Origin of the sequence: Amaricoccus sp., assembly GCF_047602525.1 — a bacterium.
In the GTDB taxonomy this organism is placed as follows: Bacteria; Pseudomonadota; Alphaproteobacteria; order Rhodobacterales; family Rhodobacteraceae; genus Amaricoccus.
Genome location: NZ_JASGHB010000001.1, coordinates 1155578 through 1180114 on the forward strand (window position 1 = coordinate 1155578; position 24537 = coordinate 1180114).

The 24537-nt window shown below is 70.8% G+C and carries 31 protein-coding genes; 17 read left to right on the forward strand and 14 right to left on the reverse strand.

Annotation, left to right across the window (positions count from 1 at the left end; all coding sequences use genetic code 11):
* Positions 1–114 precede the first annotated feature (114 nt).
* The 3 genes from QM699_RS06115 to QM699_RS06125 all read left to right on the forward strand — a co-directional run bounded on the left by QM699_RS06115 (position 115) and on the right by QM699_RS06125 (position 2873).
* Complete coding sequence (locus QM699_RS06115) at positions 115–828, forward strand: SURF1 family protein (protein WP_415010285.1); 714 nt, start codon at positions 115–117, stop codon at positions 826–828.
* 159 nt (positions 829–987) lie between these two features.
* On the forward strand, positions 988–1794 hold the full coding sequence (locus QM699_RS06120; RefSeq protein WP_415010286.1) for a PfkB family carbohydrate kinase: 807 nt from the start codon (positions 988–990) through the stop codon (positions 1792–1794).
* 5 nt (positions 1795–1799) lie between these two features.
* A complete protein-coding gene (locus tag QM699_RS06125; RefSeq protein ID WP_415010287.1) occupies positions 1800–2873 on the forward strand; it encodes a methylglyoxal synthase in 1074 nt (357 codons plus the stop codon).
* 6 nt (positions 2874–2879) lie between these two features.
* On the opposite strand, the gene QM699_RS06130 is transcribed toward QM699_RS06125, so the two are convergent.
* From QM699_RS06130 to QM699_RS06145, 4 genes are all read right to left on the reverse strand, one after another.
* A complete protein-coding gene (locus tag QM699_RS06130) occupies positions 2880–3218 on the reverse strand; it encodes a hypothetical protein (RefSeq protein ID WP_415010288.1) in 339 nt (112 codons plus the stop codon).
* Between the two features lie 156 nt (positions 3219–3374).
* Positions 3375–3704 carry a TIGR01244 family sulfur transferase gene (locus QM699_RS06135; RefSeq protein WP_415010289.1) on the reverse strand — a complete coding sequence of 110 codons (330 nt, stop codon included), beginning with the start codon at positions 3702–3704 and terminating at the stop codon, positions 3375–3377.
* An 86-nt stretch (positions 3705–3790) separates the two neighbouring features.
* Positions 3791–4192 carry a hypothetical protein gene (locus QM699_RS06140; protein ID WP_415010290.1) on the reverse strand — a complete coding sequence of 134 codons (402 nt, stop codon included), beginning with the start codon at positions 4190–4192 and terminating at the stop codon, positions 3791–3793.
* Between the two features lie 57 nt (positions 4193–4249).
* A complete protein-coding gene (locus QM699_RS06145) occupies positions 4250–4726 on the reverse strand; it encodes an Lrp/AsnC family transcriptional regulator (protein ID WP_415010291.1) in 477 nt (158 codons plus the stop codon).
* Between the two features lie 140 nt (positions 4727–4866).
* On the opposite strand from QM699_RS06145, the gene cysG reads away from it, so the two are divergent.
* The 7 genes from cysG to arfB all read left to right on the forward strand — a co-directional run bounded on the left by cysG (position 4867) and on the right by arfB (position 11570).
* A complete protein-coding gene (cysG, locus tag QM699_RS06150) occupies positions 4867–6246 on the forward strand; it encodes a siroheme synthase CysG (RefSeq protein WP_415010292.1) in 1380 nt (459 codons plus the stop codon).
* Positions 6246–8210, forward strand: coding sequence for a DUF2849 domain-containing protein (locus QM699_RS06155; protein WP_415010293.1), 1965 nt, complete (start codon positions 6246–6248; stop codon positions 8208–8210). The genes cysG and QM699_RS06155 overlap by 1 nt, the downstream gene beginning before the upstream one ends.
* A gap of 272 nt (positions 8211–8482) precedes the next feature.
* Positions 8483–8944: a phosphoadenylyl-sulfate reductase gene (locus tag QM699_RS06160; RefSeq protein WP_415012708.1), complete on the forward strand. Its 462-nt coding sequence runs from the start codon at positions 8483–8485 to the stop codon at positions 8942–8944.
* Between the two features lie 11 nt (positions 8945–8955).
* Positions 8956–9372, forward strand: a complete 417-nt coding sequence (locus QM699_RS06165; RefSeq protein WP_415010294.1) for a DUF934 domain-containing protein — start codon at positions 8956–8958, stop codon at positions 9370–9372.
* Positions 9373–9462: 90 nt separating this feature from the next.
* On the forward strand, positions 9463–10110 hold the full coding sequence (locus tag QM699_RS06170; RefSeq protein WP_415010295.1) for a hypothetical protein: 648 nt from the start codon (positions 9463–9465) through the stop codon (positions 10108–10110).
* A gap of 145 nt (positions 10111–10255) precedes the next feature.
* Positions 10256–10876, forward strand: coding sequence for a queuosine precursor transporter (locus tag QM699_RS06175; RefSeq protein WP_415010296.1), 621 nt, complete (start codon positions 10256–10258; stop codon positions 10874–10876).
* 271 nt (positions 10877–11147) lie between these two features.
* Entirely contained in the window at positions 11148–11570 is a 423-nt protein-coding gene (gene arfB, locus QM699_RS06180) for an alternative ribosome rescue aminoacyl-tRNA hydrolase ArfB (protein WP_415010297.1), read from the forward strand.
* Between the two features lie 62 nt (positions 11571–11632).
* Here arfB and QM699_RS06185 read toward each other — a convergent pair whose 3' ends face one another.
* A complete protein-coding gene (locus QM699_RS06185) occupies positions 11633–12022 on the reverse strand; it encodes a response regulator (RefSeq protein WP_415010298.1) in 390 nt (129 codons plus the stop codon).
* Between the two features lie 277 nt (positions 12023–12299).
* Between QM699_RS06185 and QM699_RS06190 the strand changes: the two genes are divergently transcribed.
* Entirely contained in the window at positions 12300–12506 is a 207-nt protein-coding gene (locus QM699_RS06190) for a hypothetical protein (protein WP_415010299.1), read from the forward strand.
* Between the two features lie 8 nt (positions 12507–12514).
* Here QM699_RS06190 and QM699_RS06195 read toward each other — a convergent pair whose 3' ends face one another.
* The 4 genes from QM699_RS06195 to QM699_RS06210 form a co-directional block, all read right to left on the reverse strand.
* Positions 12515–14164, reverse strand: coding sequence for a sensor histidine kinase (locus QM699_RS06195; RefSeq protein WP_415010300.1), 1650 nt, complete (start codon positions 14162–14164; stop codon positions 12515–12517).
* Positions 14165–14350: 186 nt separating this feature from the next.
* Positions 14351–14836 carry a copper chaperone PCu(A)C gene (locus QM699_RS06200; RefSeq protein ID WP_415010301.1) on the reverse strand — a complete coding sequence of 162 codons (486 nt, stop codon included), beginning with the start codon at positions 14834–14836 and terminating at the stop codon, positions 14351–14353.
* Positions 14837–14840: 4 nt separating this feature from the next.
* Positions 14841–15212, reverse strand: a complete 372-nt coding sequence (locus tag QM699_RS06205; RefSeq protein ID WP_415010302.1) for a hypothetical protein — start codon at positions 15210–15212, stop codon at positions 14841–14843.
* Positions 15213–15272: 60 nt separating this feature from the next.
* Positions 15273–16073, reverse strand: coding sequence for a response regulator (locus QM699_RS06210; protein WP_415010303.1), 801 nt, complete (start codon positions 16071–16073; stop codon positions 15273–15275).
* 272 nt (positions 16074–16345) lie between these two features.
* Here QM699_RS06210 and QM699_RS06215 point away from each other — a divergent pair, with 272 nt between their 5' ends.
* The gene (locus tag QM699_RS06215) at positions 16346–16483 is read left to right on the forward strand and encodes a NepR family anti-sigma factor (RefSeq protein WP_415010304.1); all 138 of its coding nucleotides are present in this window, start codon (positions 16346–16348) and stop codon (positions 16481–16483) included.
* Entirely contained in the window at positions 16480–17034 is a 555-nt protein-coding gene (locus tag QM699_RS06220; protein WP_415010305.1) for a sigma-70 family RNA polymerase sigma factor, read from the forward strand. Before QM699_RS06215 ends, QM699_RS06220 begins: the two co-directional genes overlap by 4 nt.
* 14 nt (positions 17035–17048) lie before the next feature.
* On the opposite strand, the gene QM699_RS06225 is transcribed toward QM699_RS06220, so the two are convergent.
* Complete coding sequence (locus QM699_RS06225; protein WP_415010306.1) at positions 17049–17702, reverse strand: PAS domain-containing protein; 654 nt, start codon at positions 17700–17702, stop codon at positions 17049–17051.
* Between the two features lie 185 nt (positions 17703–17887).
* On the opposite strand from QM699_RS06225, the gene QM699_RS06230 reads away from it, so the two are divergent.
* Genes QM699_RS06230 through QM699_RS06240 form a run of 3 tightly spaced genes read left to right on the forward strand, consistent with a single transcriptional unit; the run spans position 17888 to position 19983 of the window.
* Positions 17888–18802 carry a YicC/YloC family endoribonuclease gene (locus tag QM699_RS06230; RefSeq protein WP_415010307.1) on the forward strand — a complete coding sequence of 305 codons (915 nt, stop codon included), beginning with the start codon at positions 17888–17890 and terminating at the stop codon, positions 18800–18802.
* A 3-nt stretch (positions 18803–18805) separates the two neighbouring features.
* A complete protein-coding gene (gene gmk / locus QM699_RS06235; protein ID WP_415010308.1) occupies positions 18806–19456 on the forward strand; it encodes a guanylate kinase in 651 nt (216 codons plus the stop codon).
* Entirely contained in the window at positions 19453–19983 is a 531-nt protein-coding gene (locus tag QM699_RS06240) for a gamma carbonic anhydrase family protein (protein WP_415010309.1), read from the forward strand. Before gmk ends, QM699_RS06240 begins: the two co-directional genes overlap by 4 nt.
* Here QM699_RS06240 and QM699_RS06245 read toward each other — a convergent pair.
* Positions 19964–20596: a histidine phosphotransferase family protein gene (locus QM699_RS06245; RefSeq protein ID WP_415010310.1), complete on the reverse strand. Its 633-nt coding sequence runs from the start codon at positions 20594–20596 to the stop codon at positions 19964–19966. The genes QM699_RS06240 and QM699_RS06245 overlap by 20 nt on opposite strands.
* Positions 20597–20626: 30 nt before the next feature.
* Between QM699_RS06245 and QM699_RS06250 the strand changes: the two genes are divergently transcribed.
* Positions 20627–20815, forward strand: coding sequence for a DUF3553 domain-containing protein (locus QM699_RS06250; RefSeq protein WP_415010311.1), 189 nt, complete (start codon positions 20627–20629; stop codon positions 20813–20815).
* 28 nt (positions 20816–20843) lie between these two features.
* Here the strand turns inward: QM699_RS06250 and QM699_RS06255 are convergent, their stop codons facing one another.
* Genes QM699_RS06255 through QM699_RS06265 form a run of 3 tightly spaced genes read right to left on the reverse strand, consistent with a single transcriptional unit; the run spans position 20844 to position 24494 of the window.
* Positions 20844–22421 (reverse strand): FGGY-family carbohydrate kinase, encoded by a 1578-nt coding sequence (locus QM699_RS06255; RefSeq protein ID WP_415010312.1) that lies wholly within the window; start codon positions 22419–22421, stop codon positions 20844–20846.
* Positions 22422–22449: 28 nt separating this feature from the next.
* Entirely contained in the window at positions 22450–23700 is a 1251-nt protein-coding gene (locus QM699_RS06260; RefSeq protein ID WP_415010313.1) for a sugar ABC transporter permease, read from the reverse strand.
* A complete protein-coding gene (locus QM699_RS06265; protein WP_415010314.1) occupies positions 23697–24494 on the reverse strand; it encodes an ATP-binding cassette domain-containing protein in 798 nt (265 codons plus the stop codon). Before QM699_RS06265 ends, QM699_RS06260 begins: the two co-directional genes overlap by 4 nt.
* Between the last annotated feature and the right edge of the window lie 43 nt (positions 24495–24537).

Sequence of the window (24537 nt, forward strand, 5' to 3'; positions counted from 1 at the left end):
GTGCAAGAGCACGAGACATTGCTGTGAACGAGGCGGCGCCGGACGATCCCGCCCGAGGATTTCCCTCCCCCGGCCCCCGTGCTAGGCCGGCGCCGGGCTGGCGGAGCGACGGGAATGCCGGACGGTCGGGAAGAGGATGCGCCGCCGCGGCGCCGCCGGACGGTGGCGCTGGCCGCCCTCGTCGTGGCGATCGCGATCCTGCTGGGGCTCGGCGTCTGGCAGGTCGAGCGCCGGGCATGGAAGCTCGATCTCATCGCCCGCACCGACGCCCGCCTCGCCGCCGCGCCGGTTGCCGCCCCCGGCCCGGCGGACTGGGCCGGCATCGGCAAGGCGGACGAGTACACCCGCGTCACCGCGACTGGACATTTCCTGAGCGACCGCGAGACCCCGGTTCTTGCCGTCACCGTCCACGGGTCGGGGGCGTGGATCCTGACCCCGCTCGTCACGCCGGAGTTCACCGTACTGGTGAACCGCGGCTTCGTACCGCCCGACCGGCGCGACCCCGCGACGCGCACGCCTCCCGCGGGCGAGGTGACAGTCACCGGCCTGCTGCGCGTCTCCGAGCCCGGTGGCGGCTTCCTCCGGTCGAACGACCCGGGCGCCGGCCGCTGGTACTCCCGCGACGTGGCGGCCATCGCCGCGGCGCAGGGGCTCGGCGAGGTCGCGCCCTACTTCATCGACGCCGACGCCACCCCCAACCCCGGCGGCTGGCCGATCGGCGGCCTGACGGTCGTCACCTTCCGCAACGCGCACCTGAGCTACGCGCTCACGTGGTTCGGCCTCGCCGCCGGCCTCGCCGTCCTCGCGTGGCGGGCGCGCCGGGGGTGACGCGCCGGCGATGGCCCGCCTCGGTCTGCGCGGATTTTTCTTGGAGAGAAATACTCCCGCCGGAGGCTCCCGCCCTCGGGATCCGTCCAGGACCCGCCCCCTTTCGCCCGCCCGGCGGCGCGGGGTAGGCTCGGCCCCGACCAAAGGGGGAGCCCGCGCATGGCCCGCATTCTCGCGTTGTCGAGCTGGACCTCGGCCGGCCACGTCGGCCTTTCAGCCGCCGTGCCCGCCCTGCAGGCGCTCGGCCATGACGTGACCCAGCTGCCGAGCGTCGTGCTCAGCAACCAGCCCGGCTTCGCGCATATCGCCGGCGACCGGATTCCGCCCGGGCAGCTCGCGGCGATGATCGAGGCGCTCGACGGCAACGGCTGGCTTGCCGGCCACGACGCGGTTCTGACCGGCTATCTTCCCGGCGCCGCGCATGTCGCCGTCGCCGTCGGCCTCGTCGCCCGCCTCCGCCGCCTGACGGTGCCGCCCCGGGTGGTGGTCGACCCGATCCTCGGCGACACCGACGGCGGGCTCTACCTCGATCCCGCGGCGGCGGCGGCGATCCGCGACGATCTCGTGCCGCTTGCCGACGTGCTGACGCCGAACGCCTTCGAGCTCGGCTGGCTCACCCGCGCCCCGGTCGCGACGCTGGCCGACGCTGTCGCGGCGGCGCGGCGGCTCGGGGCACGCGTGCTCGTCACGTCGCCGCCGATCGAGGGTGGCACGGGTGTCCTCGACGTGGGGCAGGGGCCGCCCGTGCTCTACCGCGCCGAGCTGGTCCCGGATGTGCCGCACGGCGTCGGCGACGTCTTCTCGGCGCTCGTCGCGGCCGGGCTGCCGACCGGCGCCGCGGTCGGCCACCTCGCGGCGCTCGCCGCCGCCAGCGCCGGGCGCCCGCACCTTTCCCTCATCCCCTCGGCCACCTGGACCGCCGCGCCGGCCGTCTCCGGCCGCCCCCTCGCACCGGCGGAGGCCTGAAGCCCATGGCGTTCGACTTCATCCTGATGCTGACCGAGAACGACCGGACCATCCCCGATGCCGCGCGGCGGCTCGACGAGGCGCTGGCCGGCGGGGTGCGGCACATCGGCTTCAAGGACGTGGGCCTGCCGGTGCCGGAGCTGAAGCGCCTCGCCGACACGATCCGCGCCGCCGGCGGACGGTCGTACCTCGAGGTGGTGAGCCTCGACGCGGCGCAGGAGCTGGCCTCGGCCCGCGCGGCGGTGGCGCTCGACGTCGACTGCCTGCTCGGCGGCACCCGGGCCGAGGCGGTGACGGAGGTGATCCGCGCGCACCCGATCCGCTACTACCCGTTCCCCGGCCACATCGTCGGCCACCCGAGCGTACTCGCCGGCACGGCGGACGAGATCGTCGCCTCGGCCCGCCGCCTCGCCGCGCTCGAGCATGTCCACGGCCTCGACCTGCTCGCCTATCGCTTCGAGGGCGATGTCCCGGAGCTGATGGCGCGGGTCTGCGCCGCGGTGGGAAAGCCGGTCATCATGGCGGGCAGCATCGACCGCGAGGCGCGCGTGCTGGCCGCCGCCACGGCCGGCGCGGCCGGGTTCACCGTCGGCACTGCGGCGCTCGGCGGCGTCTTTCCTGCCGAGGGCCCCGGCTTCACCGGCCAGGTGCGGGCGATCCTCGAGCTCACGGCCCGCGGCCGCGCGCGCTCATCGGCTCCGCGCCGCCTCGCCCTTGTCGCCCATGACAGCAGGAAGGCGCAGCTCCGGGCCTGGGTGCTGCGCCACGCCCGCGTCCTCGCCGGCCACCGCCTGATCTGCACCGGCGGCACCGGCACGATGATCGCCGAGGCGGCGCCTCTGCTCGCGGTCGAGCGATTGCAGCGCGGCGGCCGTGGGGGCGACCAGCAGCTCGGGGCGCTCGTCGCCACCGGCGATCTCGACGGCGTGGTCTTCTTCGCTGACCCGACGGTGCCGCACGGCGGCGACGTCGACCTGCAGGCGCTGACCCGCCTCGCCATCGTGCACGACATCCCGATCGCGCTCAGCCCGTCGGCGGCGGACATGCTGGCGACGGCGCTGCTGACACGGCAGGAATAGCGGGCGCTACTGCCGGGGTTGTGCGAGCAGCGCCTTCAGCCGCTCGAGCGCCCGGTCGCCGCAGCGCATCTTGCGGCTCATCCGGTCGCAGCAGAGCGTTCCGGCCATCAGCCGCTCGCCCAATTCAACGGCGAGGATCATGTCGAAAAGCGATGGCGGCGTGCCGCGCGGCATGCCCGATTGCTCGTGCAGGTGGTCGAGAAGCAATCGCTGGAATTCGTCCGGCGTGCGCACCGGCCAGCCCCGCGCCGCTGCCGCCCGGGGCAGGTCGTCGGTGGTCAGCCGTGTGAAGGCGCGCCGCACCGAGACCTCGAAGTCAGGCCCTTTGCCACAGTCCGCGCTCATTCTCGCGCTCCGAGACGTTTCCATGACGCCGAGGTAGCGCGAATTCCCGCCCCGACCATGGTCGCATGTCGTGCGGCCTCGACCGCAAAGCTGCGCCGACGGTCGGCAATCCGGGCCAGCGCCCCCATCGGACGCCCCAGCCGGGCCGGCCTGCGCCTAGCGCCGGGACAGCATCCAGAGGTTCTGGCAGCGCGTGCCGGAGCGGCAGTAGGCAAGCACCGGCCCGTCCAGCCGGTCGAGCGCGGCGCGGAAGTCGGCGACGTTCTGTGCCTCGATCTGTCCCGAGACGACGGGGACGTAGGCGAAGCCGAGGCCGAGGCGCTTCGCCTCGGCCTCGACGGCCGCGACCGGGGTCTGGTCGGCGCTTTCGCCATCGGGACGGTTGCACATGATCGAGCGGAAGCCCTGCGCGGCGATCCCCGCCACGTCCTCGGGCAGGATCTGCGGCGACACGCTGTAGTCGGGGGTGATCTCGGTGATGCTCATCTCGTGCCTCTGCCTCCACGGGCCTCGCCCGGCGCTCTAGCACGCCGGCGCGCGCGCTGCCAGCGGCGGGGTTCGGAAGGGCGGACTCAGGCGAAAACGCGGAACAGCGCGAGCAGGACGCCGATGGCGCCGATGATGGTGAGCGCCTGCTGGCGCAAGGCACTGTGCATTTCCGCGCGCAGGTCCGAGATGGCAAGCCGGAGGCCGGCCTGGTCCTCGCGAAACTCGCTGCGCAAAGCGACCTGATCCTCGCGCAGCTCGCTGCGGAGCGAGGCGTGGTCTGCCTTGAGTTCGGCGCGCAGATCGAGCAGATCCTGCCTCGTCGAGAACTGCGAGAGGTCTACTGTTCCCGCCGCTTCGAGCAGGGCGTGGATCTGGCCGGAAGAGACCCCCCGCTTGCGAGGACTTCCTGCGCCTTGATGATGTCGATCTTCATCGGGCGTCTCCTCGACCGGCGGCCCGAGTATCCCCCGAGTATCCTTGGCCACTTCGTGTCCGTCAAGCGCACGCCGTGCGAGAAGCCACCCGGGCGTTAACGCCCGCCGTCACCCCGCGGGCGGGTTCAGGGGCAGGGCGGTGGTGTTCTTGATCTCTTCCATCGAGAGCGAGGAGGTGACGTTGAAGATCGAGACCTCCTTGATGAGCGAGCGATAGAATGTGTCGTAGGCGCGGGCGTTTGGCACCCGTACCTTCAGGATATAGTCGATGTCCCCGGCGAGGCGGTGGGCCTCCAGCACCTCGGGCCGGGAGCGCACCGCCTGCAGGAACCGCTCGAGCCAGCCGGCATCGTGCTGCGACGTGCGGATCAGCACGAAGAAGCAGCTCTCCAGCCCGAGCTTGTCCGGATTGAGCAGCGCCACCTCTGCGCGGATGAGGCCGGAGGCGCGCATCTTGCGAATTCGGTTCCACACCGGGGTCTTCGAAGCGCCCACGCGGCGGGCGATCTCGTCGAGCGCCAGGGTCGCATCCTCCTGAAGGAGGGCGAGGATGTTCCTGTCGAGATCGTCCAACGCGTCGGCCATCCCGTTCCTCCCGCAGTTTCCGCGACGATTTTTTCCTCGCGCCGACCATACCGGACGGAAATCCTTATTTGAAGCGTACCATTGAGCAAAACAGGGATTTTGTTCTATCTATGAGGCCACGATCGTCCCGAGGCCATGGCATGCGACACTACCCGGTTTTTCTCGATCTGCGCGACCGCGCCGTCCTCGTGGCCGGCGGCGGCGAGATTGCCGTGTCGAAGCTGCGCCTGCTGCTGAAGACCGAAGCCAGGCTGCGGGTCTTTGCCGCCGCAGCGGACGTGACGATCCGGACATGGGCGGCCGAAGGCCGTCTCGATCTGGTCGGCCGCGACATCGACGCGGGCGACATTCCCGGCGCCGCGTTGGTCTACGGCGCCACCGGCGATGACGCCGCCGACGCCCGCGTGGGCGCGCTCGCCCGGGCTGCCGGTGTGCCGGTGAACCTCGTCGACAACCTCGAGGGCAGCGACTTCATCACGCCCGCGATCGTCGACCGCGATCCGGTGACGGTGGCGATCGGCACCGAGGGCGCGGCGCCGGTGCTCGCCCGCAAGATCAAGGCCGAGGTCGAGGCGATGCTGCCGGCGTCGCTCGGCCTGCTCACCCGCATCGGCCAGCGCTTTCGCGCCCGCGTCGAGCATCTCGACGGCAAGGCCCGCCGCAGCTTCTGGACCCGCTTCTACTTCCTGCGCGGCCCGCGCGCGCTTGCCGACGGCCCTGCCGCGGCCGAGGCGGAGCTGGAGCGGATGCTCGCTGCGGGCGAGCAGGCGGCCGAGGGCTTCGTCCACATCGTCGGCGCCGGCCCGGGTGACCCGGAGCTGCTGACGCTGAAGGCGCGCCGGCTGCTGCACGAGGCCGACGTGGTGATCCATGACCGGCTGGTGTCGCCCGGCATCCTCGACCTCGCCCGCCGCGAGGCGACGATCATCGCGGCCGGCAAGTCCGGCTATGGCCCGTCGTGGAAGCAGGAAGCGATCAACGAGCTCATCGTGCGCCATGCCGCCGCCGGTGCCACCGTCGTGCGGCTGAAGGGCGGTGATCCAGTGGTGTTCGGCCGGCTCGATGACGAGATCGAGGCGCTGGAGGCCGCGGGCATCCGCTACGCGATCACGCCGGGCATCACCTCCGCCTCCGCCGCCGCCGCCGCCATCGGCCAGTCGCTGACCCGGCGCGGGCGCAACTCGGCATTCCGCATCCTCACGGGGCGCGAGGCCGAGGGCTTTGCCGAGCACGAGTGGCGTGAGCTGGCCCGGCCCGGCGCCACGGCGGCGATCTATATGGGCGCTCGCGCGGCCGCCTTCCTGCGCGGCCGGCTGTTGATGCACGGCGCGGATGCCGATGGTCCTGTCACGGTGGTCGAGAACGCCAGCCTGCCGACGCAGCGGCTCATCGCGACAACGCTCCTCGACCTGCCGACCGCGCTGGAAGACACCACGCCCGGCGCGCCGGTCCTCCTCCTCTTCGGGCTCGCGCCGCGTGCGGCCGCGCTCGCCCTCGCCGACATGAAGGAAGCACTCTGATGGCGCGCAAGTTTCAGCCCCGGATGGCCACCGGCAACGATCTCTTCGAGGGCGATGTCGTCTACTTCACGTCGGCAGGCTGTTGGTCGCGCGACATCGCGGATGCCGCGCTCGCCCTGAACCAGGAAGCTGCGGACGACCTGCTGACGCGGGCGTCGGCCTTCCCGAACCAGGTGGTCGGGGTCTACGTCGTCGAGGCGGCGATCGACGACCGTGGCCGCGCCGCCCCCGCCCATTTCCGCGAGGAGTTCCGCACCCGCGGCCCCTCCAACTATCCCGAGCACGGCCGCCAGGCGGAGAAGATTCTGATGTACAGGTACAATGAATTCGACCAGGCCTTTGTCCGCGAGCGGGTTGCCGAGTTCCGCGATCAGGTGGAGCGTCGCATCGACGGTTCGCTGACCGAGGGAGAATTCCTGCCGCTGCGCCTGCGCAATGGCCTCTACCTGCAGCTGCACGCCTACATGCTGCGCATCGCCATCCCGTACGGCACGCTCGACAGCCGCAAGATGCGCCAGCTCGCGATGATCGCCGACCGCTGGGACAAGGGCTATGGCCACTTCACCACGCGGCAGAACATCCAGTTCAACTGGCCGAAGCTGCGCGACGTGCCCGACATCCTCGATGCGCTGGCCGATGTCGGGATGCACGCGATCCAGACCAGCGGCAACACGATCCGCAACGTGACCGCCGACCACTTCGCCGGCGCCGCCGCCGACGAGATCGCCGATCCGCGTGCCACGGCCGAGCTGCTGCGCCAGTGGTCGACCGACCACCCGGAATTCCAGTACCTCGGGCGCAAGTTCAAGATCGGCGTCACCGGCTCGGCGCACGACCGCGCGGCGACCAAGACCCACGACATCGGCCTGCGCCTCGTGCGCAGCTCCGACGGCCTGCCCGGCTACGAAGTGTCGGTCGGCGGCGGGCTCGGGCGGACGCCGATCCTCGCCAAGGTGATCCGCGAGTTCCTGCCGAAGGCGGACCTCATCCCGTACTGCGAGGCGATCCTGCAGGTCTACAACCTGACCGGCCGGCGCGACAACAAGTACAAGGCCCGCATCAAGATCCTGGTACACGAGATCGGCCTCGACGCGTTCCGCGAGCAGGTCGAGGCCCGCTTCGCCGAGAAGCGCGCGGCGTGGCCGGGGGTGAACCCCGCGCTGCTCGCCGAGATCGAGGCGTCGTTCGCGCCGCCGGCGTTCGAGGCGCCGGGCGAGGGCGCGCCGGTGCTCTCCGCCGGCCTGCGCTCGTTCGTCGACACCAACGTCACGGCGCACAAGCTGCCGCACTACGCCATCGTCACCGTGTCGCTGAAGGCGATCGGCGCGACGCCGGGCGATGCGACCGCGGCGCAGATGCGGGTGCTGGCCGACCTCGCCGAGGAGTTCGCCCATGACGAGCTGCGCATCAGCCACGAGCAGAACGTGGTGCTGCCGCATGTGCCGCGCCGGCACCTCGCGGCGATCTATGCGCGGCTGAAGGAGGCGGGGCTCGCCACGGCGAACGTCGGGCTCGTCTCCGACATCATCGCGTGCCCGGGCATGGACTACTGCGCGCTCGCGACCGCCCGGTCGATCCCGGTGGCGCAGCAGATCGCCGAGACCTTTGCCGACCTCGACCGTCAGCGCGACATCGGGCCGCTGAAGATCAAGATCTCCGGCTGCATCAACGCCTGCGGCCACCATCACGTCGGCCACATCGGCATTCTCGGCCTGGATCGGGCAGGGGTGGAGAACTACCAGATCACCCTCGGCGGCGATGCGACCGAGCTGGCTGCGATCGGCGACAAGACCGGCCCGGGATTTGCCTACGACGAAGTGGTGCCGGCGGTGGAGCGGCTGATCGAGGCGTACCTCGACCTGCGCACCGAGCCGGGCGAGACGTTCATCGAGACCTTCCGCCGCGTCGGGATGGCGCCGTTCAAGGCCGCGCTCTACGAGGAGGCCCGTTCCGATGCGGCTTGATTGCACCAGCGCGGCCGTTTCGCAGCCGCTCGACCGGGTGGACGCGCTGCGTTTCGCCTACAGCGATGCGCCGGCCGAGGTGGCCCTCGAGGCGACGCTGGCGGCGTTTCCGGGCGAAGTCGCCATGGTCTCGTCCTTTGGCGCCGAGGCTGCCGTGCTGCTCAAGATGGTGGCCGACCTCGACCGCGACCTGCCGGTCCTGATGATCGAACTCGCTGCTGCTCTTCGAGGAGACGCTGGAGTACCAGCGCACGCTGGCGGCGCACCTCGGGCTGCGCAACGTGCGGATCGTGCGGCCGACGCCGGAGGATCTGGCGCGCGTCGATCCCGACGACACGCTGCACCAGCGCGACGCCGACGCCTGCTGCGACGTGCGCAAGGTGGTGCCGCTCGACCGGGCGCTGCGCCGCTATCCGGTGTCGATCACCGGCCGCAAGCGGTTCCAGGCGTCGACCCGCGCCGCGCTCGACCTGTTCGAGCAGGACGGCGAGCGGCTGAAGGTCAACCCGCTCGCCCACTGGAACGCGCAGGATCTGAAGGCGTACATGGATGTCCACGCGCTGCCGCGGCACCCGCTGGTGGCGAAGGGCTTCCGCTCCATCGGCTGCCGGCCGTGCACCACGGCGGTCAAGGACGGCGAGGATGACCGGGCGGGCCGCTGGCGCGGCACGGAAAAGGTCGAGTGCGGCATTCATTTCGGCGCGGACGGTCGCATCCTCCGCGTGGCGAGCTGAGGAGACTGGCGATGAATGTCATCGTGACCGAGGCGGGCTTTGCCGCCGACGACTGGGCCCATGAGGTGCTGCCGTTCGACGTGTTCTGGTCGGGGCAGGATCTGCCGGAGCAGGGGTTGTCCGTCGACTTTCCGAATGACCGGGAGGCGGCGGACCTGCTGCCCTGGCTCGACCGGGTGGAGCTGATCCGGGTCGCGTTCCCGGCCTATTCCGACGGGCGCGGGTTCTCGATCGGGCGGCGGCTGCGGGAGCTTGGCTATACCGGCCGGCTGCGTGCCGCCGGTCCGCTGATCGCCGACCAGTTCCGCATGGCCCGCCGCGTCGGCTTCGACGAGGTTGAGATCCCCGACGCGCTGGCCGGGCGCCAGCCGGAGGCGCAGTGGCAGCTCCGGGTGCAGGGGTCGTACCTGCAGCGCGTGAGCGCCTGAATCCTGCCGCCGGTCAGGGATCGGCGGAGGGTTCCCGCCCGGGTTCCACCCGTGCTAGACGGCGCGGAGGGAACCCGGGGGATCATGCGGTTGGAACGTATTCGGCAGTGGCTGCACCGGCGTGCTCTCGCAGCCGCGCTGCTCATCTTCGCGTCGCCCGCGGCGGCGTGGTCGCCGGCGGACCTCTTTGCGCCATGCGAAGGCGACTGTGCGGTCAGCCTGTACGGCGGCAGCTACGTCGAGAACTCCATGGCGAAGATCCTCGTCACCCGCCCGGAGTTCCCGAGCAACTGGGACTATGTTACCGACGACCACCTGATCGCCACGGCGATCTCGCGTCAGGCCGGCTGGCTCTGGGACCGCCGGCTGTCGCTGGAGCCGGAGGCGGGCATCGGCCAGCGGTTCGGACGGCAGAAGGCGACGGAGGTCTGGGGGGCGCTGTTCCTGCGCTATCACGGGTTTCCCTGGGACGGAGTGGTGCGCACCACGGTGGCCTTGTCGACCGGGCTCAACTACGCCAGCGACAAGACCGCCATCGAGCGGGACCGCAACCAGAACGATGGCGAGGGGGCGCACGTGCTGCATTTCCTCGCGCCGGAGATCACCTTCGCGCTGCCGAGCCACCCGGATACCGAGCTGCTGTTCCGGTTGCACCATCGCTCGGGCATCTTCGGCCTCATCAACGGCGCCCACGGCGGGGCGCAGTACGCGACGGTCGGTATCCGGGTTCGATTCTGACGAAGAGTATCTATTAAAACCAATGGGATGCGTCTTCGGGCGCACGGGCCGGCCCGATCTGTCCCTTGTGTTTTCGGCCCGACGGCGCTACAGGCCGGGCGCCGCTCGCGGCCAAGTCTCCGCCACCTTGTCAAAACGGACCCGCATGACCCGCGCCCATTTTCCCGGCATCGCCGCCATGGCGGCCGTCGTCGTCACCTCGAACATCCTCGTCCAGTTCCTCGTCGGCGACTGGCTGACCTGGGGGGCGTTCACCTATCCGTTCGCATTCCTCGTCACAGACCTGATGAACCGCCTGCACGGTCCGAGGGCCGCGCGGCAGGTGATCCTGGCCGGCTTCGTGGTGGGACTCGTCTGCTCGTTCGTGGGCAGCCAGATCGAGGGTCCGTTCGGCCCGATCGTCAGCCTGCGCGTGGCCATCGCCTCGGCGACCGCGTTTCTCGTCGGGCAGCTGCTCGACGTGGCGGTCTTCAACCGCCTGCGGCAGGGCAGCTGGTGGCGGGCGCCGTTCGTCGCGAGCGTCGCGGGCAGCATTCTCGACACGGTGATCTTCTTCAGCCTCGCCTTCTCGGCCACGTTCAGCTTCATCGCGCCGCACGTGGACGTGGCCTGGGCGAACGAGATCGTGCCGCTGCTCGGCCGCGGTCCGGCCGCGCCGCTCTGGCAGTCGCTGGCGATTGCCGACTTCAGCGTCAAGTTTGCCATCGCCGTGTTCGCTCTCGCGCCATTCCGTGTGGCGATTGGCCGGTATCTCAATCGTGTCTGAGGAATCGCTTGCGTTTTGCGCAGGCGGTGGCACGCTTGGATCAACCGAAACCAGCGGAAGGAGGTGATCCAATGTCGAGTGGGACTTTGGAGAACGTGGTGAGGTCTACGCGGGCAGAGAAGGCCTAGGGGACAGCTCCCCGGCCGGATCGCCGCCGGATCGTCATGATCCAGCCGACCAGCCTCCAAGCTCATGAATCGTGTCGAGGGGTCGCACGGCGAGTGCGGCCCCTCACTGCTTTGCCACCCCCGGTCTGCCAGTTTCGAGCCTCATGCTGCACGTCACCGACTCGCTTGCGATCCAGGACTGGGAGCTGACGGAAGCCTTCGTGCGCGCCTCCGGTCCCGGCGGGCAGAACGTCAACAAGGTCGCGACGGCGGTCGAGCTGCGTTTCGAGGCGGCCCGCTCGCCCAGCCTGCCGCCGGAGGTGAAGGCGCGGCTGCGCCGCCTCGCCGGCCGGCGCTGGACGCTCGAAGGCGCCATCGTGCTGCGCGCCGAGCGCCACCGCACCCAGGCGCTGAACCGGACGGAAGCCCGGGAGAAGCTGCGCGACCTGATCCTGGCGGCGCTGGAGGCGCCGAAACCGCGCCGGCCGACGCGGCCGACCGCCGGATCGGTGCGGCGCCGTCTCGACGCAAAGGCTCACCGCGGGGCCCTGAAGGCGGGCCGCAGCGCGGTGGAGGACGAGAGCTGAAGCGCCTGCCCGGCTCGCGGGAGACTCTGCGCGCGGACGATACGGTGGGACCGCGGGCGGCTTCAGCCGGGCCGATGTCCGAGGAGCGCGGTTGCGAGCGCACGCTCGAGCGCCTGCGCGGAGTAGGGCTTGCGCACCGTCGGGACATGCTCGAGCCCCTCGGCAATGGCACCGACGTCGTCATAGCCGCTGGCAAAGATCACCGGCATCGACCGTTCGACCAGACGCCGCGCCAATTCCTCACTATGGCGAGAGCCGATCACGAGATCGAGAACCGCCGCGTCGAGCTTCTGTCGCGAGACAATCACCTCGGCCTCGTCAAGGCTGTGGGCGACATGCACGCGGGTCGCCCCCAGCGACAGCAGCATGTCTTCGGTGTCGAGCGAAATCAGGGCGTCATCCTCAAGGAGGAGGATATCCCCGAGCGCAGGCAGGCTGGTCGTCACGGTCATCTCGGTCAGGACTCCGATCCATCGCGTTCAACGCGGGCAGTCCGATTTTGGGCGGGCCCCTGGTGCCCCGAACGGCAGCCTCCGAGGGTCGATCGGAGCCTCGACCGTCGCACACGTCGGACTGAAGCGCATTAACATTTGTCCCAAAGTGCAGGCCGCTGGCCGCCGATCCTGCCTGCACGAGGAACAATCGTGCGATCTCGGTGGTTTAAATCCCGTGTCGGACGGCGCAACCGTCGACATTCGAGAACTGAACTGGCTGAGAAGGGAGGGAGCCGTGGCCGACCTCTACAGATTTGCAGGCTTCACTTCGCCGTCACGCCTCGAGCGTGATCCGTTCCTGTCGCGCGAGGACAAGATCAGCGGGCTCGCCACATGGCGCAGCATGGTGGAGCGGCTCGCAGACAAGCGCGACGCCGACGAGCATGAGCAGCTCATGCAGGAAATCGACCGCGCTTTTGCGCGGCTCGGGCGCTCGTCATGACCAGCGGGTCATGAGGGGTGGGCGGTCTCCAGGGCAGGGTCCGGTGGCGAGGTCATCCCGCCATCGGCGAAGCGGATCTGGCAGACCAGCCCCTCGGGCCTGAAATCGAGCCGAACCGATCCGCCCAGCGTCACGCCGACCAGCCGCTCCAGCAGGACCCGGCCAAAGCCTTGGCGTTCGGGCTGGGCGACCGCCGGGCCGCCCGATTCCGACCAGAGGATCTGCACTTCGCCCGGCAGGCGCATCCAGTCGACGTGGAGATGGCCGCCCGGCACCGAGAGCGCGCCGTACTTGCTCGCATTCGTCGCCAGCTCGTGAAAGGCGAGCCCGAGGTTCTGCGCCGCGTCCGGCGTCAGCATCGTCGGCTCGCCACGGAGCGTCACCTGCGGCGAGTGCGCCTCGATCGTCGGCCCGAGGCTGGCGACGAGAAGGTCGCGCAGGTCGGCGCCATGCCATGACTGCGACACCAGCAGGTCATGCGCAGCCGCGATGGCCCGGAGGCGCAGGGAGAAATCGGAGACGAAGCTGTCGAGATCGCCCGAAAGGCTCGCCGTCTTGCGCGCCATGGCCTGAATGACGGCCAGCAGGTTCTTCGAGCGGTGGGTCAGCTCGCGCAGCATCAGGCGGATGCGCTGCTCGTCGCGCCGCCGCTCGGTCAGATCGAGCGTGGTGCCGACGAGGCCGACGACAGCGCCGGCGGAATCGCGCTTCGCCTCGACGGTCAACTCGTAGTAGCGCAGCGACCCTTCGACATCGACCTCGACCTCGACCGACTCGCGCCCCCCCGAGGCGAGCACCCGCTCCTTCGGTCCGGCCAGCCGGCGGGCGTCGCGCTCGGAGAAGATGTCTGCATCGGTGCGGTCGAGAAAGTCGCCGGTCGCGAGGCCGGGCGGGGGGTTGTAGACGAAGGTGTAGCGCAGGTCGGCGCCCTGTTCGAAGACGGTGATCGGCGAGTTGTCGAGCGCCAGCTCGAACCGCTGGTACGCGGCGGCGAGCTGGGCGGCCATCGCGGTCAGCCGCACCTCGAACAGCCGCATCTCGGTCACGTCGAAGGCCGAGCAGAGGATGCCGTCGACCCTGCCGGCTGCGTCGAAGGTGGGCGCCACCGTCATGTCGAAGTAGAGACGCCCGTCGCCGGTCGTGTGCAGGGCCACGGTGTCGTTCACCATCTGGCCGGCCTCGATCGCCTTGAGCTTCAGCGCGTCGGCCTCGTCAAGCAGATCCGGCGCCACCACCTCGCCGGCGCGGCGGCCGAGCAGCGCCTCGCCGGCGACGCCGACCCGGGGGTTGTAGACCCACGTGTAGCGCAGATCGGTGTCCTGGGCGAAGACGCTGATGTTCGAGCGCGAAAGCGCCTCGCGAAACCGCCGCTCCGACAGCTCGGTCTCACGTCGTGCGGTTTCGAAGTCGCGCAGGTCCGGCAGGCGCCAGAGCGTCCGTCCCCAGAGCGCGAGGGCCGCCGCGGACACGAGTGCGGCGCAGGCCGCGGCGGGGAGCATCGGGCGGGTGAGCAGCGCCAGAGCGGCGGCGGTCGAGATCCCGGCGATCGGGACGGATGCGGCAGCGAGCCCTTGCCGGCCGCGCGGATGGGCGAGGCTCGCCGCGAAGGCGAGCGCCGAGAGCCCGACGAACGCGCGTGCCAGCTCAGCCGACGTCATCGGCCGATACTCGCACCGCGTCGCATCGCCCAAAAGGCTCCACCACGCCGGTTGCTGCTCATTTCGCCCTCCCGGTCAGCCTTCAGAAGGGCAACTGCCTGAGGGGCAGGGCGTTCCGCCCGCCCCCGCCGCGACGACGACGGTGCGATGACGGCCGTGTCCGTGGCGGGTGACGAGCGCCGCACGTCAGTGCGTCATGCCGGGCATGGCGGACATTCCGCCGCTGGTGCCGGCATCGCGCGCCTCGACGTGAAAGTCGACCGCGATCTCCCCGGCATGCTGGAACACCAGGGTCGCCGGCAGGTGGCCGCCCGCGGCGAGCGGTGCGGCGAGGCCCATGAACATCACGTGCAAGCCGCCCGGCTCGAGCGTCACCGTGCCACCCGGCGGGATGGCGAGGTCCTTGACGGGCGTCATCCGGGTGACTCCGCTGGCATCTGTCTCGGTGCCATGCACCTCGGCGCGTGGCACGTCGGCGCGGATCGCGACGAGGGTGTCCGGAAGCGTGCCGTGGTTCGTCACGGAGAAATAACCGGCAGCGGTCTTGCCGCCGCTCGCGAGGGCATAGGGGTGGCCGATCTCGAGATCGCCGAGCTTGTACTCGTGGCCAGAGGCCGGCGTGGTCAGGAGCGCCGCGGCAAGGCCGGCGGCGAGGATCAGGGGCGCGCGCATGTCGTCATCCTGCAAGGGAAAGGGGAGGGCCGTCGTCGACCGCTCCCGGCGGCCCGCGCGGTGCCGCCGCAACGACGCACCCGACTGCCTCTGCCTCTTGCGACAGGACGACCGTCGCATCCCGGAAGACCAATGCCACATCTGGCAGTGGGCCGGCGCCGGACGCGAGCGCCGGTGTCGCCCCGCTGCAGGCGTCGCAGTGCAGGTGCCCGGGGCCATGGCCGCAGAGATCCGCCGCGTCTCCGCCCAGCAGCAGGTAGACCTGGAACGCGGCCTCCGCCGACGACGGGCGTCCGGCATAGCCGATCCCGACCATGGCCACGACGACGAGCGGCACGGCGAGCAGGACGAGCAGTCGGGAAAGACGACGGCGCATGGCCCCGTCTAGCCCAACTCTCCCGTCACGCCAACCCGCGGGCACGCCAACCCGGGGGCCTCAGGCGTCGAGCGAGGCCGCCGTGCGGAAGAACAGCGCCTGGCTGATCGCGGCCTTTACCGCGTTCGGATCGTAGGGCTTGGTGATGAGGAACGTCGGCTCCGGCCGCTTGCCGGTCAGCAGGCGCTCGGGGAACGAGGTGATGAAGATCACCGGAACCTCGAACATCGTCAGGATCTCGCGCACGGCGTCGAGGCCCGACGATCCGTCGGCGAGCTGGATGTCGGCGAGCACCAGCCCGGGCGTCTCCGCGCCGGCCGCCTGCACCGCCTGCCCGGCGGTGCGGGCAATCGTCGACACCTCGTGTCCGAGGCTCTCGACGATCTCGGCGAGGTCGAGCGAGATCAGCGGCTCGTCCTCGATGATGAGCACCCGCGTGGCAATCTGGCGGTCGATCTCGTCCGCCGCGGCGGCAATCAGTTCGTGCACGTCCGCCTCGCTCCGCCCGGTGATCGCCGCGGCATCCTCCGGGCGAAAGCCTTCGAGCGTGGTCAGGAGCAGCACCTGCCGGCTCTCGGGCGCCATCCGCGCAAGACGCTCGCGCGCCGTGCGCTCGCCGGCGCCAAGCCCGCTCGTCTCGCCGGGCTCGATGCCGAGGCCGTGCCAGAGCTCCTGAAAGAGGCGGAAGAGCGCGACCTTCGTGCCGAGACGCAGCTCCAGGATCGACGGATCGGCGACGATCGCCTCGAGGCACGCCGTGACGTGCGCGTCGCCGCTCTGCTGCGAGCCGGTCAGCGCGCGCGCGTAGCGGCGCAGGTAGGGAAGGTGCGGCGCGATTTCCTGGGACAGGCTGGCGGGCATCGGGTTCAGTCCTCTCGAAATGGGCGCGACCGGCCGGCCTCCGCACCATGTCAGACGCTTGTCGCGCCGATCTCTTGAGACAACAAGGCGCGCGCCCGCGAAAAGTTCCATCTCTCCGGGAACCCCGACCGCTCGGCGCGCATTCTGGTGACAGTCGGCTCGCTTTTCCGAAGAGCCGCGGCGAATTGAAAGCGGGTTGGTGAATGGTGATGGCAGGCAGCGATTCACAAGAACCATCGACAGGCAGGCCCGCCCGGCTTGGCAATGCGGGCGTGCGAAAGCACGACTGGATCGCCCGACAGCTGCGGCGGGTCTACGACGAGGCGCTCGACGAGGAAGTGCCGGCCGACATGCTGGCGATCCTCGCGAAGCTGGATGAGCCTCCGTCAGGGCGGGAGGGCGGCGCATGAGCGGCAAGTCCTTTCGCGACGATCTCGTCGCGGCAATTCCGATGCTGCGCGGCTTTGCCCGCTCGTTGAGCGGCAACCGCGACCGGGCCGACGATCTGGTACAGGAGACGCTGGCCAAGGCGATTTCCAATCGGGACAAGTACCGGGAAGGCACCAACCTGCACGCCTGGCTGGTGACGATCCTGCGCAACCAGTACTATTCCGAGGGTCGCCGCCGCTGGCGGGAGATCTCCGATGCCGAGGGCACGTACGCCGCGAAGCTGACCGAGACGCCGGGCCACGACAGCCAGCTCGAGATGCGCGAGTTCCTGGCGGCGATGCAGGTTCTGCCCGCCGACCAGCGCGAGGCGCTGATCCTCGTCGGCGCCAGCGGGATGTCCTACGAGGCCGCGGCAGAGGTGCTCGGCACGCGGGTCGGCACGGTCAAGAGCCGGGTGTCCCGGGCGCGTGCGCGGCTCGACACGCTGCTGAATGGTGGCGAGGGGTTCTCTCGCGACGAGGATGCAGTGCGCCGCTCCATGGCGCAGCTGAGCCGGGCGATGTCCGGCTGAGGCAGACCGCCTCGCTACTTTCCGTCGATCACGCGAAACTTGGTGGTGCCACGCGGCTTTGACGGCGCGTTCGGATTGCCGTCGATGCTGCGCAGCTTGGGGGCGCCGGCAAACCCCTGGGCCGGCTCGGCAAAGCCCGGCATCGGCGTGCGCGTGGGTTCCGGCGTCAGGTTGGGCGCGGCCGGCCCGGCCTCGACCGGGCTCACCGCGACATCCTCGATCGCGAAGGCGAGCGGCGGGGCGAAGAATTCTCCATCACCGGAGGTGCAGCCGATCACCCGGTTGATATCGCCGAAGTCGCTGCGCAGCGGCATCATCAGCATACTGGCGCGATAGGTGCCGGCACGATTCGGCGCAGCAAGGGTCAGCTCGACCACCGCCGGCTCGGCCATCACCAGATTGAGCAGCCGGTCGAAGCGGACGCGATCGGGCTCGTCGATCAGGCACGACGGCTGCATGCCGCGCACCTCCATGCCCATCATCTCGCAGATCTTCATTCCGGCCAGCCGGATACGCAGGTTGTCCGGCGCCAGCTTCTCGATGATGAACATGTTCTCGAGCGCCTGCTCGAACTGCCGGGGGTCGATCTCGGCCCGATAGGGCGCGATCCGGCCCGCCCGGAGGCGGTCCCAGTAGGTCCTGAGCGACGAGAGCATAAGATCGTTCATGGAAACTTGACCGCGTGGACCCTGCCTGCTTTACCTCGGGACCGGCGTCGGCCTCGGGTAAACGATTTCTTGACATGTTAGCGCAGCAGACCAGCAAAGTCGCCACCTTTGCGGCGCGTACCTTAATTTGCATATAAATTGGCGAAAAGATCAATGGTCTTTCGCCTCTGGGGTGAGTGAGGGCGATGGCGATCGCATCGATGACGGGATACGCGGACGTCTCCGACGGCGCGGGCGGCGCGAGCTGGACCTGGGAGGCGCGCAGCGTCAACGGGCGCGGGCTCGACCTGCGGTTGCGGCTGCCGGATGGCTTCGAGGCGCTCGACGCCGTGGCGCGGGCGGCGGCGGCCAAGGCGCTGGCGCGCGGCTCGGTGACGGTCGGCCTGCGGCTGGAGCGGGGCGGGTCGCAATCGGCGCCGCGATTGAACCGGGAGGTGCTCGACGCAGTGGTCGCGGCGGCGCTTGCGGCGGGAGAGGCGGCGGCGGCGCGCGGGCTCGACCTGGCGCCGATGACCGCGGCCGACCTCCTCGCGGCGCGCGGGGTGCTGGAGGCGGGGCCGGCGGGGCCGGCGGGGGCGGCGGGGGCGGGCGAGGACGGCGATCTGGCGGCGCTGATCGGCGCCGGCCTTGACCGGCTGTTCGCGGCGCTGGCGCTGGCCCGGGCGTCCGAGGGCCGGGCGCTTGCCGACGTGATCGACGGTCAGCTCGACCGGGTGACCGGACTGGTCGCCGCGGCGCGTGACACGGCGGCGGCGCGTGCCGCCCGCTCGGGCGAGCTGCTGCGCACGCGCGTGGCGGCGGTGCTGGCGGGTACGACCGTCGTCGACGAGGCGCGTCTGGCGCAGGAGCTGGCGCTTCTCGCGGTCAAGGCCGACGTCACCGAGGAGCTGGACCGGCTGGACGCGCATGTGGCCGCGGCGCGCGACCTGCTCGCGGCGGGCGGGCCGGTCGGCCGGCGGCTCGACTTCCTGATGCAGGAGTTCAACCGCGAGGCCAACACGCTCTGCTCGAAGGCCGGGGCAAGCGATCTCACGGCGATCGGGCTCGACCTCAAGGTCGTGGTCGATCAGATGCGCGAGCAGGTGCAGAATGTGGAGTGAGCCATGAGTGAGCCGCGCCGACGCGGGATCCTCGTCATCCTGTCGTCGCCCTCCGGCGCGGGCAAGTCGACGCTGTCGCGGCGGCTGCTCGAAGTCGACCCGGAGGTCAGCTTCTCGATCTCGGCGACCACCCGGCCGCCGCGGCGGGGCGAGGTGGAGGGGCGCGACTATCTCTTCCGTAGCCGGCGGGAATTCGAGGCGATGGTCGAGGCCGGCGAGATGCTGGAGCACGCCGAGGTGTTCGGCAACCGCTACGGCACCCCGCGCCCGCCGGTCGAGGCGGCGATCGGCGCAGGGCGCGACGTGCTGTTCGACGTCGACTGGCAGGGGGGGCAGCAGATCCGCAACTCGGCGCTCGGCGAGTCGGTGGTCTCGATCTTCATCCTGCCGCCGTCGATCGCCGAACTGGAGGCGCGGCTGCGGGCGAGGGGGCAGGATTCGGCCGAGGTGGTTGAGAGCCGCATGGAGAAATCGCGCGACGAGATCAGCCACTGGGCGGAATACGACTATGTGCTGGTCAACGAGAACCTCGCGCAGGCCGAGGCCGAGCTGCGGGCGATCATTGCCGCCGAACGGCTGCGCCGCGAACGGCGGCCGGAGCTGGTCGGGCTGGTGCGGCGGCTGAACCGGGAATTCGAGGAGGGAACGTCTTGACGACCTGCTACAGTCTGGACGGCATCGCGCCGGAGATCGCGGCGGATGCCTGGGTGGCGCCGGGCGCGCGGCTCGTCGGGCGCGTCGTGCTGGCCGCGCGCGCCTCGGTCTGGTTCAACGCGGTGCTGCGCGGAGACAACGAGACGATCACCGTCGGCGAGGGGTCGAACGTGCAGGACGGCGCGGTCTGCCACACCGACATGGGCTATCCGCTGACCATCGCGCCGGGCTGCACCATCGGCCACATGGCGATCCTGCACGGCTGCACCATCGGCGCGGGCAGCCTGATCGGCATGGGGGCGACGGTGCTGAACGGCGCGCGCATCGGCTCGCGCGTGCTGATCGGCGCGGGTGCGCTCGTCACCGAGGGCAAGGAAATCCCTGACGGCACGCTGGCGGTGGGACGGCCGGCCAAGGTGGTGCGCGACCTGACACCGGCGGAGCTCGACGGGCTTGCGGGCTCGGCCGCGCGCTACGCCGACAACGCCGCGCGCTTCACGCTGGGGCTCAGGCCGGCAGCGGGCTGACCACGGGCGCCGGCACCGCGATCCGCACTTCGGCCGACGTCTCCCCGAACTGCACGTCGAGATGGGCGCCGAGATCGGCGAGGGCGCGGGCGAGCAGCGCGAACTGCACCGCGTCCGGGCGCACCTGCGCCAGCGGCGCGCGCCCTTCCGCGTGGGCCCAGAGGTCCGCCGGCGGGGCCGTGCGCCGGACCTCGGCGCGGATCTCGATCGCCTCCGGGCCCGGGGACCGCACGTCGAGCTTGCCGCCCATGGGCAGGCTCTTTTCGAGGCAGAGGATCGCGAGGCAGGCGAGGCGCGCCACGGGCCGCGGCAGATCGCCGGCGGTGTTCCAGGCCACCGACAGCCGGGCGTTGAACATCGCCGCGCAGATCTGCGACGCCTCCTCGCGGGGCGTCGTCGCCTCGGGGTCGGCGGGGCCGAAGGCGATGCGGAAGAAGCGCAGCTTGGCGAGCGCGGTGGCGAGGCTGTCGCTCACCAGCGCCAGCTCGGGCGAGGGCGCCTCGCCGGCCAGCTCCAGCAGCTCGAGGCCGTTGCCGATGGCGCCGATGGGGCTTATCAGATCGTGACAGAGGCGGGCGCTGACCAGGGCCGCGAGATCGGTTTCGGTCGTCATGCGAGGCACACTCCGCCGCGGGGACCGCGGATGAACCAGTTCCTCGAGCCGGGAATGCTCGTCACCCACCCCGAGTGCCCGGAATGGGGGCTCGGACAGGTGCAGTCGGTGATCAACGGCCGGATCACCGTCAATTTCGAGCATGCCGGCAAGGTCGTCATGGATGGCTCCCGCGTCGTGCTCACCCCGGAGTTCGATCCTCGCGAGGCAGGGGACTGATCGCTCGCACGGGTGGGTTAATGCAACGTTAAGCGTTGCCGGCCCGGATGTCGCGCGCCGTCGCCTGCAGGCGCTCGAAGGCGGCAAACCGCTCAGCGTGCAGCGACGCGGTCTCCGGCGCCGGGACGTAGGTCCGGGCCGGCGCCGACATCGCCGCCATCGCCGCGGGGATGTCCGCGTGCGCGCCGCCTGCCACGGCCCCGAGGATCGCCGCGCCGAGCAGCACCGGCTCGGGCGCCGTGACGGTGACGAGCGGCTTGGCGGAGGCGTCGGCGAGCAGCTGTCGCACCACATCCGACTGCGCCGCGCCGCCGGAGAGCACCGTGCGCTCGACCTCCGCGCCGCGCGCCGCCTGCGCCTCGAGGATCTGGCGCAGACCATAGCCGATGCCGCAGAGCCCGGCGACATAGAGCGCGACGAGGCTGTCCGGGTCGGTTTCCATCCCGAGCCCTGCGATCACCGCACGCGCGTGCGGATCGGCAAACGGCGCGCGGTTGCCGAGGAACTCCGGCACCACGTGCACCCCCTTTGCCAGCGCGACACCGGCCGCCGCGCGGTCCGAGAGCAGCGCGAGCAGCGAGCGACCCTCGGCCGCCGCCTGCGCGGTCAGCGACGGCGCGGCCGGGTGCAGGTGGACGAGCCGGTCGATCGCCGCGCCGGCGGCCGACTGCCCGCCCTCGCTCAGCCACATGCCCGGCACCATCGCCGAGAAGTACGGCCCCCAGATCCCGGGCACGAACACAGGCTCGGCGGTCGTCGTCATGGTGCACGACGAGGTGCCGAAGACATAGCCCATCGACCGAGCCGGATCGCCGAGCGCGCCCACGGTGCCGATCCCGCCCGCGTGCGCGTCGATCAGCCCCGCCGCCACCGGCGTCCCCGCCGCGAGCCCGAGGTCGGCCGCCGCGGCCGCGGTCAGCCCGCCGAGCCGCGTGCCGGGATCGACCACCTCCGAGCCGATCCGCGCAAAGCCTTCGTCGGCCAGCTCCCCGAGACCGATGGCGCGGAAATAGCCGGCATCCCAGCGCCGTTCATGCGCGAGATACGTCCACTTGCAGGTGACGGTGCAGGACGACCGGGCGAGGCTGCCCGACAGCCGCCAGGTCAGCCAGTCGGCGAGGTCGAAGAACCCCCAGGCCGCCGCGAACACCTCCGGCCGGTTCTCGCGCAGCCAGAGCAGCTTCGGCGTCTCCATCTCCGGCGAGATCACGCCGCCGACGTAGGCCAGCACCTCGGCCCCGGTCGCGTTGATCCGCTCGGCCTGCCCGACGGCGCGATGGTCCATCCAGACGATGATGTCGCGCGCCGGATCCTCCGACGGCCCGACCGGCAGCGGCGCGCCGCCCGCGCCCACCACGACGAGCGAGCAGGTGGCGTCGACGCCGATGCCGCCCACCGTCTCCGGCGCCACGCCGGCCTCGGCCATGGCGCCGCGCACCGCGGCCGAGACCGCGGCCCAGATGTCGGCGCTCGACTGCTCGACGATCGAGCCCGCCTCGCGCCACATCGCGATGTCGCGCTTCGCGGTGCCGAGCATCTTGCCCGTCGCATCGAACACGCCCGCCCGGGCGCTGCCGGTGCCGATGTCGATCCCGATGAGGTGCATGGCTTTCCTCACGCCTGTCCGTCCTTATTTATGCCCGTCCGTGCGCCGCCCGGCTCTGCCGCGCGAGGCTGTCGACGATCACCGCGATCGCCAGGACCGCGCCGGTGATCATGTAGCGCAGGCTCGATGACAGGTTGAGCAGGGTCAGGCCGTTGGCGATCGACTGGATGACGATGATGCCGAGCAGCGCCGAATAGGCGCTGCCCCGTCCGCCGAACAGCGACGTGCCGCCGATCACCGCCGCGGCGATGGCGTTGAGGTTGACGTCGCCGGTGCCCGCCTGCTGGCTCGACGAGGCGAGCCGGGCCGCCGCCATCGTGCCGCCGAGGGCTGCGAGCATCGAGCAGAGCATGAAGGCGCTGAGGTAGATCCGCCGCACGTTGATGCCGGCGCGGCGGGCCGCCTCGCGGTTGCCGCCGACGGCGAACATCGAGCGGCCCCATTTGGTGCGGGTGAGCGCATAGTCCATCGCGACGACCAGCGCGACGAAGAGGCCGAACATCCACGGCACCCCGCGGCCGAGGTTGAGATAGTGGACGGCGAGCACGAGGATCACGGTGATGGCCCCGGCCTTGGCAAGCAGCCGCACCGTCGAGGGCGCCGAGAGGTTTGCGGCCCGCCGCCGGGCCGCAGCGCGGCTGCCGAACCAGAGGATCGCGATCCCGGGCAGCACCGAGAGCAGGTAGGAAAACCAGCGCGGCATGATGAGCAGCTGGCCGAACGCCACCACCCACGAGCCGTAGGGCAGGTTGATCGAGCCCGACGAGCCGAGCAGGTAGAGCTGCAGGCCCAGCAGCGCGAGCAGGCCCGAGAGCGTCGAGACGAAGCTCGGCATCCCGAGGCGGTTGAGCAGGGTCGCATAGATCGCCCCGGTCAGCGCGCCGATCGCGAGCACCGCGACGAGCGCCACCGGCACCGGCATCCCCTGGCTCACCCAGAGCACGCCCAGCACCGCCGAGGCGAGCCCGCTCATCGACCCGACCGACAGGTCGATCTCGCCCAGGACCAGCACGCAGACGATCCCGAGCGCGATGACGCCGGTGGTCGAGCAGTCGAACAGCAGGTTCACGAGGTTGTTCGGCGTGACGAACACCGGATTCAGCGAGGTGAACACCGTCCAGATCACCACCAGCCCGACGATCACCGGCAGCGAGCCGAGATCGCCGGAGCGCACCCGGTCGAAGAAGGCGCGCACGGTGCCGCCGAGGCTGTCGTCGGCGCGCACCCGCACGTCGGCGCGGTCGAGCCGCGGCTGGGAGGGGGGGCGGGGCTCGCTCATACATTCGATCCTTCGGCGCGGCGGCGCTCCGCCCGGCGGGTGACGGCGTTGTCGGTGGCGCCGGTGATGGCGCCGACCAGATCCGCGTTGGAGGCATCGGGCGTGAAGACGCCGTTGTTCCGGCCGAGGCGCAGGACGACGATCCGGTCGGCCACCGCGCGCACATCCTCCATGTTGTGCGAGATCATGATGACGCCGAGGCCGCGCGCCTTCAGGCGTTCAATCAGGTTCAGCACCTCCGCCGTCTGGGCGACGCCGAGCGCGGCGGTCGGCTCGTCGAGCATGACGATGCGGGGTTCGAGCAGCAGCGAGCGGGCGATGGCGACGGTCTGGCGCTGGCCGCCGGAGAGCGAGGCGATGGGCTCGCGCACACTGGGGATGCGGGCGGCGAGTTCGCCGAGCAGTGTCCAGGAGCGCACCTCCATCGCCACCTCGTCGAGGTGATAGGGGGCGAGTTCGCGGCCGAGGAAGATGTTCGCCACCACGTCGAGGTTCTCGCAGAGCGCGAGGTCCTGGAACACCGTGGCGATGCCGAGGTCGAGCGCGGCGCCCGGGCTCGCCATCGTCACCGGCTGGCCGGCGAAGGCGATGGTGCCCTCGGTCGGCTGGTGGACGCCCGCGAGCACCTTGACGAGCGTCGACTTGCCCGCGCCGTTGTCGCCGACGAGCGCCACCACCTCGCCGGCATGGACGTCGAGGTCGATCCCGGTCAGCGCCGAGACCGCGCCGAAATTCTTCGAGATGCCGCGCAGGCTCAGGATCAGTTCGCCGGGCGGCTCGGTCGGGTCGGTCATGGGGCGCGCCTTCACTCCCGGAGGGGACGCGCGCCGGATCGCT